This window comes from Saccharopolyspora phatthalungensis, assembly GCF_014203395.1.
GTDB lineage: Bacteria > Actinomycetota > Actinomycetes > Mycobacteriales > Pseudonocardiaceae > Saccharopolyspora > Saccharopolyspora phatthalungensis.
The window spans coordinates 769,788-783,218 of sequence record NZ_JACHIW010000001.1 but is presented as its reverse complement, the minus strand read 5'-3'; the positions used below and the strand labels follow the sequence as shown (position 1 = coordinate 783,218).

Annotated in this window: 13 protein-coding genes and 1 riboswitch; of the genes, 8 read left to right on the top strand and 5 right to left on the bottom strand. The window is 68.7% G+C overall.

Translation table 11 applies throughout. The features are described 5' to 3' along the window. Positions 1 to 101 precede the first annotated feature (101 nt). Positions 102 to 199: riboswitch (TPP riboswitch) on the top strand. Continuing rightward, positions 187 to 984, top strand: a complete 798-nt coding sequence (gene thiD, locus BJ970_RS03385) for a bifunctional hydroxymethylpyrimidine kinase/phosphomethylpyrimidine kinase (protein ID WP_184723587.1) — start codon at positions 187 to 189, stop codon at positions 982 to 984. It overlaps the preceding riboswitch by 13 nt. 118 nt (positions 985 to 1,102) lie before the next feature. Further along, the gene (tenA, locus tag BJ970_RS03380) at positions 1,103 to 1,813 is read left to right on the top strand and encodes a thiaminase II (RefSeq protein ID WP_184723584.1); all 711 of its coding nucleotides are present in this window, start codon (positions 1,103 to 1,105) and stop codon (positions 1,811 to 1,813) included. A 287-nt stretch (positions 1,814 to 2,100) separates the two neighbouring features. Here tenA and BJ970_RS03375 read toward each other — a convergent pair whose 3' ends face one another. Next, positions 2,101 to 3,216, bottom strand: a complete 1,116-nt coding sequence (locus BJ970_RS03375; protein WP_184723581.1) for a polysaccharide pyruvyl transferase family protein — start codon at positions 3,214 to 3,216, stop codon at positions 2,101 to 2,103. A 137-nt stretch (positions 3,217 to 3,353) separates the two neighbouring features. Here BJ970_RS03375 and BJ970_RS03370 point away from each other — a divergent pair, with 137 nt between their 5' ends. Further along, positions 3,354 to 3,650, top strand: a complete 297-nt coding sequence (locus BJ970_RS03370; protein ID WP_184723578.1) for a DUF2218 domain-containing protein — start codon at positions 3,354 to 3,356, stop codon at positions 3,648 to 3,650. Between the two features lie 107 nt (positions 3,651 to 3,757). On the opposite strand, the gene BJ970_RS03365 is transcribed toward BJ970_RS03370, so the two are convergent. Both BJ970_RS03365 and BJ970_RS03360 read right to left on the bottom strand, forming a co-directional pair. After that, complete coding sequence (locus BJ970_RS03365) at positions 3,758 to 4,147, bottom strand: dihydrolipoyllysine-residue succinyltransferase component of 2-oxoglutarate dehydrogenase complex (RefSeq protein ID WP_184723575.1); 390 nt, start codon at positions 4,145 to 4,147, stop codon at positions 3,758 to 3,760. A gap of 12 nt (positions 4,148 to 4,159) precedes the next feature. Next, positions 4,160 to 5,098 carry a hypothetical protein gene (locus BJ970_RS03360; protein WP_184723572.1) on the bottom strand — a complete coding sequence of 313 codons (939 nt, stop codon included), beginning with the start codon at positions 5,096 to 5,098 and terminating at the stop codon, positions 4,160 to 4,162. A 566-nt stretch (positions 5,099 to 5,664) separates the two neighbouring features. On the opposite strand from BJ970_RS03360, the gene BJ970_RS03355 reads away from it, so the two are divergent. The 5 genes from BJ970_RS03355 to BJ970_RS03335 all read left to right on the top strand — a co-directional run bounded on the left by BJ970_RS03355 (position 5,665) and on the right by BJ970_RS03335 (position 11,719). Next, positions 5,665 to 5,808 (top strand): hypothetical protein, encoded by a 144-nt coding sequence (locus tag BJ970_RS03355; RefSeq protein WP_184723569.1) that lies wholly within the window; start codon positions 5,665 to 5,667, stop codon positions 5,806 to 5,808. 208 nt (positions 5,809 to 6,016) lie between these two features. Further along, positions 6,017 to 9,703 carry a non-ribosomal peptide synthetase gene (locus tag BJ970_RS03350; protein WP_184728839.1) on the top strand — a complete coding sequence of 1,229 codons (3,687 nt, stop codon included), beginning with the start codon at positions 6,017 to 6,019 and terminating at the stop codon, positions 9,701 to 9,703. Between the two features lie 181 nt (positions 9,704 to 9,884). Further along, entirely contained in the window at positions 9,885 to 10,073 is a 189-nt protein-coding gene (locus BJ970_RS03345; protein WP_184723566.1) for an MbtH family protein, read from the top strand. Positions 10,074 to 10,388: 315 nt separating this feature from the next. Continuing rightward, on the top strand, positions 10,389 to 10,787 hold the full coding sequence (locus tag BJ970_RS03340) for a DUF3817 domain-containing protein (protein WP_184723563.1): 399 nt from the start codon (positions 10,389 to 10,391) through the stop codon (positions 10,785 to 10,787). Then, a complete protein-coding gene (locus BJ970_RS03335; protein ID WP_184723560.1) occupies positions 10,784 to 11,719 on the top strand; it encodes a heme o synthase in 936 nt (311 codons plus the stop codon). Before BJ970_RS03340 ends, BJ970_RS03335 begins: the two co-directional genes overlap by 4 nt. 73 nt (positions 11,720 to 11,792) lie before the next feature. Here BJ970_RS03335 and BJ970_RS03330 read toward each other — a convergent pair whose 3' ends face one another. After that, complete coding sequence (locus BJ970_RS03330; protein ID WP_184723557.1) at positions 11,793 to 12,416, bottom strand: maleylpyruvate isomerase N-terminal domain-containing protein; 624 nt, start codon at positions 12,414 to 12,416, stop codon at positions 11,793 to 11,795. Beyond that, positions 12,413 to 13,147: a PIG-L deacetylase family protein gene (locus BJ970_RS03325; protein ID WP_184728838.1), complete on the bottom strand. Its 735-nt coding sequence runs from the start codon at positions 13,145 to 13,147 to the stop codon at positions 12,413 to 12,415. Before BJ970_RS03325 ends, BJ970_RS03330 begins: the two co-directional genes overlap by 4 nt. Positions 13,148 to 13,431: the final 284 nt, after the last annotated feature.

The window sequence follows — 13,431 nt, the reverse complement described above, 5'->3', positions numbered from 1 at the left end:
ATCGGAGTGGCTCGGCGGCCGAATGGTCTCGTCGCGAGATAACCCGTGGCCCACATCGATGACGGGCATGGTCCCGGGGCGTCTCCGGTTGTTAGGTTGGTGGAAGTGACGCGGGGTGCCCGACAACTGCCGGGCTGAGAACAGACCCGTTGAACCTGACCTAGCTCGTACTAGCGGAGGGACGTCATGGTTCCCAATGTGCTGACCATCGCCGGCACCGATCCCAGCGGTGGCGCCGGTGTGCAAGCCGATCTGAAAGCCTTTTCCGCGCACGGCGCCTATGGCATGTCCGTGATCACCGCGCTGGTCGCGCAGACCACCACGGGGGTCTCGGAGGTGCACGAGGTCCCGCCGGAGTTCATCACCGCCCAGCTCGTCACGTTGCTCGACGACGTGCGGGTGGACGCAGTCAAGATCGGCATGCTTGCCAACGCCGAGGTGATTCGCGCGGTGATCGGGGTGCTCGACCGCTATGCGCCGCCGCACGTCGTGCTCGACCCGGTGATGGTCGCCAAGAGCGGTGACCGGCTGCTCGCAGCCGAGGCGGTCAACGTGCTGCGCGACGAGTTGCTGCCGCGGGTCGATCTGATCACCCCGAACCTGCCGGAGGCCGCCGACCTGCTGGGCGAGCCGGAGATCACCGACCCCGACGACATGCCCGCGCAGGCCGAGCGGCTGGCCCGGCTGGGCGCCAAGCAGGTGCTGCTCAAGGGCGGCCACCTCGACGGTCTGTCCAGTGTGGACCTGCTCTATGGCGACGGGGTGGCGGAATTCCTGTCCAGCGAGCGAGTGGCGACCACCAACGACCACGGCACCGGTTGCACGCTCTCGGCGGCGATCGCCGCGCTGCGGCCGCAGCGCCCGGATTGGCTCGAAGCGGTGCGTGAAGCCAAGGAGTACCTGACCGAGGCGCTGCGCGCGTCCGAGCGACTGGACGTCGGCCACGGCCACGGCCCAGTGCACCACTTCCACCACTGGTGGTAACGAGGTTTCCACGGGGCTAGGGCGCGTGAGCGCCTTACGGTGCCGCAGCACCCGAAGTGCTCACAGGCCCGGGTCGCGCATCACCGGCCAAGACACTGACATGCCACGAGAGGTTCCGATGAGCAAGCTGCCTGCCCCGCCCGCCGATGGTTTCTGCGCCCGGGCCTGGGCGAACACCGCCGATCTACAGCAGGCGATCGTCGAGCACCCATTCAACGCCGCACTCACCGACGGCACCCTGGACCGGGATCGCTTCGCCTTCTACATCGTGCAGGACGCGCGCTACCTCGTCGGTTTCGCGCAGACACTGGCCGCCGCCGCGGCGCGGGCCGACAATGCCGAGGACGCCGCTTTCCTGGCCGGTGCCGCGCAGGGCGCGCTGATCGAGGAGCGCCGGTTGCACGCCGGATACGTCGCGGAGTTCGGTTTGTCCGACACCGAGATCGCCGGGATCGACACGTCCCCGTCCTGCCTCGCCTACACCTCGTACCTGCGGGCGAACGCGCTGACCGAACCGTATCCGGTGCTGCTGGCGGCGATCCTGCCGTGCTTCTGGGTGTACCAGCACGTCGGCACCACGATTCTGGAGGCCACCGGCGGCGCCGGGGATCACCCGTATCAGGCGTGGATCCAGACCTACGCCGACGACGAGTTCGCCGAGGCGGTGCTTGCCGCGCGCGACCTGACCGACCGGGTTGCCAAGAGCATGGATGCCGAGATGCAGCAGCGGATGCTTCAGGCGTTCACCCGCGCCACCGAGTACGAGTGGCTGTTCTGGAACAGCGCCTGGATCAAGGAAGAGTGGCCGACTGCCGGTTTCCTGAAGTAAACGCGAAATCCGTTGCGGGACCAGCAAGATCCCCGTTCGGGTGCTGTGATTCGGCGCAAGTGACGCGTCGCTAATAGCGGCACGAGCTGGAGCGATGTGCTCAGTGGACGCCCGTCCGGGCGAGGGGCAAATGTGGGTTCTTCCCACCGTGGACGGAGTTTCGAGGGCATTGGGCACTTCTGTTCTGATCGTCCTGTTGGGCATGCTGGTGCCCGTGCTCGCGGCCGCGCCCTTCTACATCGCCGACCGTCGGCGGGAGCGGGCGGCCGTCGAGGACGACGAGTAGGTCAGCTCCCGTAGATCGAGGCCGCGAGTTCTTCCTTGGATTTCTTGAGTTCTCGCAGCGCGTCCGCGGCGAACCCACCGCTGGTCGGCATGGCCGGGATCCGCAGGCCCTCGCTGAGCGCCCAGCCCGAGCCACGGTCGATCAGCGAGCGGTGCTTGTTGGTGTAGTAGCCGGAGTTGATCGATACCGCGACCCCGCGAGCCCCGGCCGCGGCAGCCATCAGGTGCAGGTGGAACCGGCTGGACAGCCAGCGCTGCTCGGCCGCCGCGGGCAGCCCGGAGTTCATGATCTCGGCGAACGGGTAGAACCGGGCGCCCGGCAGGTCGTGTTCCACCAGCGCGAAGACCTCCCGGTCCACGCGCGGGATGCCCTCGACGATGCCGACCTGTTCCGGCCGCACGCCCCACTCGCCGAGCGTGTCAAGCAGGAACCCGGCCAGCGCGGGCACCGACACGTCGAGCAGGTCCGACTGCAGGCACACCATGAACTCGCGCAGGTCGTCGTCCCGGTACAGGCCGGGTTCGACGCCGAAGAACATGTCGTCGCCGGTGAGGGTCGCCGAGCCGGCCAGCGACGCCGACGGTTCGTCGCGCACGTCGACGACCGTGAACTGGGCGGCGAGGTTGCGCAGCAGCGGTTCCGCCTCGGCCGCGACCGGCCACAGGCCCTGCCCGGTCATCACCGCCCGGCCGCCGGATCGGCGCGTCGCCGCGACGGCCGCCGCGAGCAGGCCGATGTGCCGCGGCCAGATGCCGTTGATGAACCCGCCGCCGATGATGTGCACCAGGTCGGCGCGGGCGGCCAGCTCGATGCCCGCCACCCAGCGCGGCGCCAGCCCCGGGTTGTTGAATGCGTGCTGCACGAACGACGCCACCTCCCACGGCCCGTCCGACGGGGCGGCCCAGCACAGCCGCCAGCAGGTGTCGGTGAACCGGACCCGCGGATGCAGGTGGCCGAGCATGACCTCGCTCGGGCCGGGGTTGGGGCAGTCCACCCAGATCTCGCTGTCCGGTGCGACGCGCGCTAGGTGCTTCAGCCAGGCGGCGGCGATGATTTCGTCCCCGTAGTTCGGGTGGCCGGTGGTGGCGACTAAGTAGATGGTGGGAGGGTTACTCAACGGTGGGGCTCCAGCCTTCTGGGTGCCGAGTCCTTTCGAACGTAGCAACGCCGAAGCCGCGGTCGCCGGGACGAGTGATCTCCGGCACCGCGCCGCCACCGCCGGTAATGCTGGGCTGACTTTTTGGGAGGCTGTTGATGATCCGTTCGCAGGCGACGGTGGGCACCGACAAACCGGCTCGCTACGCCAAGCAGTTGTCCTCGCACCTGGGCCGTCGGTGCTCGGTGACCGAAGAAGCCGACGGTATCCGGATCGCGCTGCCCGCCGACGGCGGCGGGGGCAGCTGTCTGCTGGTCAACGAGCCGGACGCGCTGGCGCTGCACGCCGAAGCAGACAGCGCCGAGCTGCTCGACCGAGTGCAGGACGTGATCGGCCGCCATCTCGAACGTTTCGGCCAGCGTGACGGCCTGAAGGTCGACTGGATGAACGACTGAGTATTAGTAGCCGGGCGATCCACTGACTGCGAGGATCGGCTGGTTATGCCTGCTCAACGGCACTTCGACGGCAGGCGGGCGGCGTCAGTCGCGAGGCGATCCCCGGCTCATTCCTTGCTGATTTCGTCGCGGAGCCGGGCCAGGCGCTGCCGGGATCGGTTGAACTTGGCTTCGAAGTTCTTCGCGAACAGGTCCGTGGGCAGCACCGGAATCTGCACCGGCTCGGCTGACCGCTGCTGCGGCGCGACCGGCACCGGCCGAGGTGCCTCTGGCGCGGTCTCAGGCTTGGCCAGCGCCGGTTGAGCGTCGGTGCTCGGCTCGCGGGCGACGACCTTCGGCGTCGCCGGAGAGCGCAGCGCGTGCTTGCCGATCGGTGCGGCTGCGGCGTCGGAGATGCCGCTCTCGGCAAGACGTCGGTTCGCCCGGGAAAGCAACGGCCAGAAGATCAGCGTGGCCATTGCGAAACCGGTTACGAACATCAGCACGAGCAAATCCACTAGGGGCTCCGATCAGTTCCGCCGCGCGGGGCCGGGTTTGGGGGCAGTGCCGTTGGTGTGCTGTCGCTCGATGGGAATGGTGTACGTCTGCACGTCGTCGCGCTGTTCGGGCAGCCGAACGGACTGTTGTTCGACCGGCTCGACGGGCTCGGAATCGCCGTCGGCCGTGAGTTCCGTTGCAAAGTCGTGGTTGCGCAGGCTGGCCACGGAGGCGTCCAGCGTCTGCCGGGCGTTGTCCATTGCGGACAGCACCGCGTTTTGCAGCTCCTCCAGCTGCTGCCGCTTGGTGCGGACCTCTTCCAGTGTCGTCAACCGCATCCGCTCGGATTCGGCGTCCAGCTGGCTGCACTGCCGCCGGGTGTCGGTGATCAGCTCGTCGGCTTCTTCCTGTGCTATCGACATGGTCCGCTTGTACTCGTTGCGGATGTTCTGCCGCAGTCGCTGTTCCCGGGTGCGCAGGTCGCTGACCTTCTGGTCGTGCTCGCGGTGCAGCCGGGCGCGCCGCGACTCGACGTCTGTGACGAGCTCATTGCACTCGTTGCGCAGCTCGCTGGCGGCCTGCTCGGCCGCGCTGAGCAGTTCGCGCGCCTCGGTTTCGGCGGTGCCCCGGATGGTGTCGGCATGGCGTTTAGCCTGGTCACGAAGGGTCTGCACTTCGTCTTCGGCGATCGAGAGCATGTTTTGCACCCGCTGGGAAGCCGCGGGCAGACCGGTATCGGAGGACTCGATCCGCTTGAGCCGTCGCTCGGCCTCGTCCAGGCTTCGACGGGTGTCGTCGCAGAGCTTCCGGAGGTCGGAATTGAGCTGCGCCGCCTCGTTGCGATCGATGGTGACCAGCCTCAGCTGATCCTCCAGCAGTTCGAGGTGCTCGATGACCTGGGTGCGGTTGAAGCCACGGACCTGGATGTCGAATCCCGGCCGGAGCGGCACGACAGAGTCTGCGTCTTCCATGGCTGAACTCCTCTCCGGACGGCGGGGCCGATTCAATTAGGTCGGAGAGTAGGTCGGATGTTGGCCGCCCGCCCAGCGAAAAACAACGATCATCACCGGATCAGGTAATGATCATCCAGAAATCAACACTCCGTTCTGCGCTCCGTGATGGTGGCACACGTTCGTCCACTGTGCTCGGTCGATCCGGTGCGACCGGTCGCCTCGGCCGGTGCGGCAGTGGGCGGAAGCACAGCCACGAGATTGAGCAGTTAGGTTAGGCTCAGCTCGCGGGGGGCGCGCGATCTGGGGAGTGTGGTGGGGCGAGTGGAGCCGATCTGGCCGGGCGACCGCACCGGCGCGCGTCGGCGCACCTGCGCCGGTGGCTGTCCGCGCACGTCGAGAGCCGTCTGGTGCCCGCGCTTCTGGGCTGGGCAGTCGGCGCACTGGTTGACCGGCCCGACGCTGACCGACATCGCCGCGCTCAACGGTTCTGGGCTGCGGTATCGGCCTCCTGTGCGATCCACGTGCAGGCCGTGCCGTTCTAGGTGCAAAATGCACTGTGCTCGGGCATTCCGGACGTTCCGGGTGTGCCGATCCCGGAACTGGGGGCAGGCTGGTCGTTGCGGCCGGTTCGGGTCGATGGCGCCGACGGCGGACCGGACGTCGCGCTGGTGCTGGCGCGGCGCTACTCGCACATCCGCGCGGGTCGCCGCCGAGCCGAACGTCCATAATGGAGCTTCGCTTGGGCGCGTTCGGCAAGGCCGGGTTCGGGTGGGCGGCCGAGGCGGGGTTACCGAACAAGAACGCGGCGCTGATGGTGTTCGGGCGGCCCGCGTCGGGTGAGTAGCCCCACGTCGGACGGTACGGTGATCGGCTGTACTCCCGATCGGATAACAACTAAGGTAAGCCTTACTTATCTTGTTAATCGTGGGGAGAACGATGCCGGGGTGTGCTGACGAGCGGTTGCCGCTGTCGGCTGCGCAGTCGGAGATCTGGTTCGCGCAGCAGCTGGATCGGGCTAACCCGATCTTCAACACCGCCGAGTACGTCGAGATCGACGGGGCGGTGGAGCCCGCGCGGTTCGCTGCGGCGCTGCGCCAAGTGGTCGGCGAAGCCGAGGCGCTGCGGCTGCGGGTGGTCGACGACGCGGGCGAACCGCGGCAGGTCATCGACGAGGCCGGCGAGTTCGAACTCCCCGTGATCGACTGCTCGGCGGCCACCGAACCCGACGCGCAGGCGCTCGCTTGGATGCGCGCCGACCTGCGGGAACCGGTGGACCTCACGCGATCCCGGGCCGATGGCGGCCGGTTGTGGACCGCGGCGTTGTTCAAGCTCGGCGACGAGCGCTGGTGGTGGTACCAGCGGATCCACCACGTGTCGATCGACGGGTACGGCTTCTCCATCATCATCCGGCGGGTCGCCGAGCTCTACAGCACCCCGGATGACGGGTGCTCGCCGTTCGGTTCGTTGCGTTCACTGCTGGCCGAGGAGCGGGACTACCGCGATTCGCCGAAGTTCGACCGGGACGCGGAGTTCTGGGGAGAGCAGTTCGCGGACCGGCCGGATGTCGTGTCGCTGACCGGCGGTTCGAGCGCCAGCGGGCACTCCTTCCACCGGCAAACCGATGCCTCTGGTGCCGCCGACGCCCTGGCCGCCGCCGCCAATGAAAGCCGCACGATCTGGTCCGACGCGCTCATCGCGGCCTTCGGCGCCTATCTGCACCGGATGACCGGGGCGAGGGACATCGTGCTCGGGCTGCCGGTGATGGGGCGGCTGGGGTCGGCTTCGCTGCGCGTGCCCGGCATGGTCGTCAATGTGCTTCCGCTGCGGCTGCGCATCGCCGCGAACACCACGCGGGCGGAGCTGATTTCGCAGGTCGCCAAGGCCGTGCGGCAGCTGCGCAGGCACCGGCACTACCGCGGCGAGGACCTGCGCCGGGACCTCAAGCTGCTGGGCTCGGACCGGCCGCTGTTCGGGCCGATGATCAACATCAAGTCCTTCGACTGCGACCTGGTCTTCGGCGACAGCCCGGCCAGCGTGCACAACCTCGCGGCGGGTCCGGTCGACGACCTGACCATCGCGGTGTACGCCGGCGCCGGCGACCTGCGGTTCGAGTTCGACGCCAATCCCGGGCGCTACAGCGAACGGGAGCTGGCCGCGCACCGCGATCGGTTCCTGCGGTTCCTCGCCGCGTTCGCGGACTGCGCCGGGGATACCCAGGTCGGCCTGATCGATTTGCTGTCGCCCGAAGAACGCGACCGGATCCTGCACGAGTGGAACGCGCCGATCGCCGACGTCCAGGGGCCGTCGGCGGCGACGTTGCCGCGATTGTTCGAGGAACAGGCCGCCCGCACGCCGGATGCCCTCGCGGTCACCTTCGGCGCGCGGAACCTCAGCTACGCCGAGCTCAACGCGCGGGCCAACCAGCTTGCGCACCACCTGATCGACCACGGTGTCGGGCCGGAGCAGCTGGTGGCGCTGGCGCTGCCGCGATCCGCCGAGCTCGTGGTGGCGCTGATCGCGGTGCTCAAGGCCGGTGCCGCGTATCTGCCACTGGATCCGGGGCATCCCGCCGAACGGATCCGCTACGTGCTCGGGGACGCGCAGCCAACGGTGCTGATCAGCGACCACGAACACGCGGCCCGGTTGCCGGACGGGATCACCCGGATCCTGCTGGACGATTCGGTGGCGATCGCCGAGATCACCCGGCACTCGCACTGGGACCCCAAACCCGGCGAGCGGGGCCCGCTGGCGCCCGAGCACACCGCTTACGTGATCTATACCCCCGGTTCGACCGGCCGGCCCAAGGGCGTGTCGATCCCGCACCACAACGTGGTCCGGCTGTTCAGCGCCACCGACCCGTGGTTCTCCTTCGACGGCAACGACGTCTGGACGCTGTTCCACTCGTACGCGTTCGACTTCTCGGTGTGGGAGCTGTGGGGCGCGCTGCTGCACGGTGGCCGCTTGGTGGTGGTCTCGCACGAGGTCAGCCGATCGCCGCAGGAGTTCCTGCGGCTGCTCGCCCGGGAACGGGTGACGGTGCTGAACCAGACGCCGTCGGCGTTCTACCGGCTCAGCCAGGCCGACGGGGAGGATCCCGGCAACGAGCTGGCGCTGCGCTACGTGATCTTCGGCGGCGAGGCGCTAGAACTGTCCAGATTGGACGAATGGTATGCCCGGCGCTCCGAGTCGCCGAAGCTGATCAACATGTACGGGATCGCCGAGGCCACCGTTCATGTGTCCTATGTGGAGCTCGATCGCGCGATGGTCGCCCGCCGCGATGGCAGCCTGATCGGCCGCGGCCTTCCCGACCTGCGGGTCTACCTGCTCGACGAGTTGCTGCAGCCGGTGCCGCCGGGCGTGGTCGGGGAGCTGTACGTGGCAGGGGAGGGCCTGGCCCGCGGCTACCTCGGGCGACGGGGGCTGACCGCGCAGCGGTTCGTCGCGGACCCGCACGGCGAGCCCGGGACCCGGATGTACCGCTCGGGCGACCTCGGCCGGTGGCGGGTGGACGGTGGCATCGAGTTCGTGGGGCGCGCCGACCAGCAGGTCAACGTGCCGCGCAAACCGACCGAGGAAATCCTCTGTGGACTGTTCGCCGAGGCGCTCGGATTGCCACGGGTCGGGATCGACGACGACTTCTTCGACCTCGGCGGGCATTCGCTGCTGGCCGCCAAGCTGATCGGCCGCATCCGCGACGCGCTCGGCCGCCGGGTCGACGTCGGCAGCCTGTTCGCCGCGCCGACCGTGGCCGGTCTCGCGCGGCGGCTGCACGGCTGCGATTCACCGGAAGGGTGCTATTCACAGGAAGGCGGCTATTCCCGGGAAGGGGGCGGCTCGCGCGATGCGCTGGAGATTCTGCTGCCGTTGCGCACCGGGGGCAGCCAGGAACCGCTGTTCTGCGTGCACCCGGACGCCGGGTTGGCCTGGCCGTTCTCCGGACTGCTCAAGCACATCGACGCCGAGCGGCCGATCTACGGCATCCAGTCGCCCGGGCTCGCCGAGCCGAAGCCGGTCGCGGCTAGCCTGCACGAGATGGCCGCGGAGTACCTGGAACACATCCGGCGGGTGCAGCCGCGCGGGCCGTACTACTTCCTCGGTTGGTCCTTCGGCGGCGTGGTTGCGCACGAGATGAGCACGCAGTTGCAGGCGCAGGGCGAGGAAGTGCGTTTCCTGTGCATGCTTGACTCGTACCCGAAGGACGTGTGGGACGAACTGCCGACCGAAGAAGAAGCGCTGAAAAGGCTGCTCTACATGGCCGGCTACTCGGAACTGGGCGATGGGCCGCTGACCCGCGCGGACGTGCTGGCGATCCTGTCGGCCGAAGGCAGCGCGCTGGCCAACCTCGAAGCGCACAGCATCACCGCGATCATCGACAACTTCGCCAACTGCGCGGTGCTGGAGCACCAGGCCGACCACGACAAGTACCAGGGCGACGTGCTGTTCTTCACCGCCACGGTCAACCCGGCCAGGTCCACGTTGACCGCGCAGACGTGGCAGCCCTACGTCGATGGCACGGTGCACAACCACGACATCGCCTGTGAGCACAAGGATATGACGCAACGCGGCCCGCTCGCCGAGATCGCCGCGATCGTCGACCAAGCCTTGACCGAGGCCACCCCGTGACCGCCGCCGACCCGAGCCGCTCGGGCTTGGCTGCCCGCTGGCAGCGCTGGTCAACTGTCTCGGGTACGTCGGGGTGGCCCGGCACTCCGCCGTGTTCGCGGGCTCCCACCAGGGATGACGTGCGCGGATCGGTCCCGGTGCCCGCCGGGCGAAACGAAGTGAACCTTGGAGGAGCACGAGCATGAGGAACCCGTTCGAGGATCCGGCCGCGGAGTACTACGCGCTGATCAACGAGCAGGACCAGTACTCGCTGTGGCCGGCCGCGATCGCCGTGCCGGCCGGGTGGACTATCGCGCACGGTCCGGCGGACCGGGAGGCCTGCGTGGACCACATCGAGGTGAACTGGACTGACATGCGGCCCGCGCGCTGATGGCGGCGCTGCAGCGCGGCGTCACCCCACCCGCGACTACGCCCTCACCCGAGGCTGACCCGCTCCCGGTAACGGCTCGACGAGCTGCGCGGCCGTACCGGGGTCGACGAGTTGATGCTCACCACGAACCTGCCTGACCGGGACAGCAAGCTGCGTTCCTTCGAGCTGCTCGCCTAGGCCTACCGGATGATCTGAACCTCCGCTAGGTGTGCGGCGCCACTCTTGCCCGAGGTCAGGCGCAGTGGCTTCGGGCAGGTGGCGTACGGTCTGTTGACAGCGGTCTTTCTAGGCACGAGGCGGGATTGAGGGATTGGCGTGAAGCCTGGTGTGCTGACCTTCTACCGGATCATGGCGTATGTCACCGCGGTGCTGTTGATCCTGCTGTGCGCCGCGGTGGTGCTCAAGTACGGCCACTACATCGGGTTGTGGTCGGAAGGCTCCGCTACCCAGCAGCTCGGCGTGACGTGGACCTTCCGGATCGGCGTGGCGCACGGTTGGCTGTACATGGTCTACCTGCTCGTCGCCGTGGTCGCCACGACCCAGCTGCGCGCGCCGATCGGCCGGATGCTGCTGGTGTTGCTGGCCGGTACGGTCCCGTTCGGCGCATTCGTCGCCGAGCGGAAGGTGACGCACTGGCACGAGCTGCGGCTGGCGGGCAAGCCGATAGTCAAGCCGCGCGGCGCCGCCAAGTCGGCGGAATCGCGGGCCTCATGACAGCAACCCACGAGTCCACCGCCCCCCAGCCCGCTCCGGTTATCGGTCGGCGCCGCGGGGTGCTGGCCGCCTACCTGGCCTTGACCAAGCCCCGCGTCATCGAGCTGCTGCTGGTCACCACGGTTCCGGCGATGTTCCTCGCGCAGCGCGGCATCCCGTCGCCCTGGCTGGTGATCGTGACGCTGGTCGGCGGAGCCATGTCCGCGGGCAGCGCCAACGCGCTCAACTGTGTGGCGGATTCCGACATCGACGCCGTGATGGACCGGACGAAGAAGCGCCCGCTCGTCCGCTACGAGGTGCCGCGGCGCAACGCGCTGATCTTCGGCATCGCCCTGGGCATCGTGTCCTTCGCCGTGCTGTGGCTGGGCGCGAACCTGCTGGCCGCGGTGCTGGCCACGGCCGCGATCCTGTTCTACGTCTTCGTCTACACGCTGGTGCTCAAGCGCCGGACCCCGCAGAACATCGTGTGGGGTGGCGCGGCCGGCTGCATGCCCGTGGTGGTCGGTTGGGCGGCTGTGACCGGCAAGGTGGAGTGGCCCGCGTTGGTGATGTTCGGCGTGGTGTTCCTGTGGACGCCGCCGCACTTCTGGTCGCTGGCGATGAAGTACAAGGACGACTACGCCCGCGCCGGGGTGCCGATGCTGCCGGTGGTCGCCACCGCGCGGCAGGTGTCGGCGCGGATCCTGGCTTACAGCTGGGCCACGGTGGGCTGCACGTTGCTGCTGGTGCCGGTGACGAGCTGGGTGTACGTGGCGGTCGCGGTGCTGGGCGGGGCGGCCTTCCTGATCGTCGCGCAGCGCCTGCACACGTCGGTGCGCAACGGTCGGGCCGTCAACCCGATGAAGCTGTTCCACCTGTCGAACTCGTACCTGGCGCTGCTGTTCGTGGCGATCGCGGTCGATGCCGCCATCGGCCTGCCCGCACTGGGCTGAGCTTGGACTCGTTGCGGACGTGAGTTGGATCTTCACCGCGCTCACGGCATATGACCTGCGCAAACGGTCAGTTTTAGTGCATGATCGGGAAGATCTGGGACGTGCCGCGACCGGTGGCGGCGTCGATGAAGGCGATCGGGTCGGCGGTGTCGGCGAGCAGCCGCACCGTCTCGCGCAGCGGCTCACCGGCCAACGGTCCGGGTACCGGCCGGTCAAGCCCGGTGGCCATGTCGAAGTAGTGCACCACCGCTTCCATCAGGAAGATCCGCAACGCCTCGCCCGCCGGCACCACGGCCAATCCTCCGTAGTCGACCCGGCGGCTCAGGTCGGCGGTCCGCAGCGCGGCTATGACCTTCGGGGCGACCTCGGTGAACTGCGCGACGAGCGAACTGGTCGGGGCCGCCGAGGCCTGCGCGGTGGCCTGGTCGCGGAGCAGGTCCGCCGTCTCGTCCGCGATCCCGCCGGGCTGCTGCATGAAGGCGAGGAGTTCGGCGGCGTCGGCGTGAGTCACCGGACCTGACGGCTCCGGCGCGTCCATGCCCGCGGCGGTGGCGGCGGGGAAACCGCTGTGGTGGGCGTAGACATCCTTGACGGTCCAGCCGGTCAGGCGGGTGGGCCGCTGCCACTGTGCCTCGTCGAGGTCGCTGCCCAGCTCCGCCCACGCCTGCCACGCTCGATCCAGCGCGTCGGTGATCATTCTTCTCCGATCAGTTCGAAGGTGACACAGGCCCGGCCGCCGAAGCGGTTGGCGTGCTCGCTGGTGGCGCTCTCCAGAAAACTGCGGGCGTGTTGTTCCGAGGGCTCGTCGCTCAACGCTTCCAGGTAGGTCCGGTGTGCCGACAGCGAGGCCACGCCTCGGTCCAGGGTGGCAGTGACGTCCACGGCGTGTGTCGGGTTCGGTGCTGCGGCTATGCCGATCCAGCGCACCCCCGACCACGGTTCGTAGCCTTGCACCAGCAACTCCGGGAAGATCCAGCGGTTCGCGGCGTCGGCGACGGCATCCAGCACCGCCCGGCCGACCGCGCGGTGGTCGGCGCTGTTCCAACTGCCCGGACCCCAGTAGTCGTGGTGGTTGAGGGTGATCACCAGCCCCGGCCGGTGCGCCCGGATGGCGCGGGCCAGGTCCTGGCGTAGCGGCAGGCCGTGCTCGACCACCCCGTCGCGATAGCCAAGGAACTCCACCGAGTGGACGCCGACCGCGGCGGCGCTGGCGATCTGCTCGGACTCGCGCAGCGGCGCGGCATCCGCCGGAGCCACCCCGTCGATGCCCGCCTCGCCCCGGGTCACCAGCAGGTAGGAGACTTCGCGGCCGCTCGCGGTCCACGCGGCCACCGCGGCGGAGCAGCCGTACTCCAGGTCGTCGGGGTGGGCGACGATGGCCAGCGCGCGGCGCCAGTCCTGCGGCATGGGCTTGAGTTCGTCGGCCATCGTGGCGTCCTCCAAGAGTTCTGGTGGCTCGTCCATTCTGCTGTCGGGCGGATCCAGCGGCCGTGTCGCGCCGCAGGTATTTGCGATGACCTGCTCGCCCAGTGGTGAGCGCGCCGGCGGCGGCCGTCCTCGCATCGACGCCCGATATATCCGAAATGTTCGTTATTTTCGCTGGTCAAGGGCGTAAAGGCGGCCGATGCGGTAGCCCCGAGGCAGGTGCCGCTCTTGATTCACCGGTTCGGCCCAACGCGCCGGGGGAACCGCTTACGCCGCTTTGCCGTCCG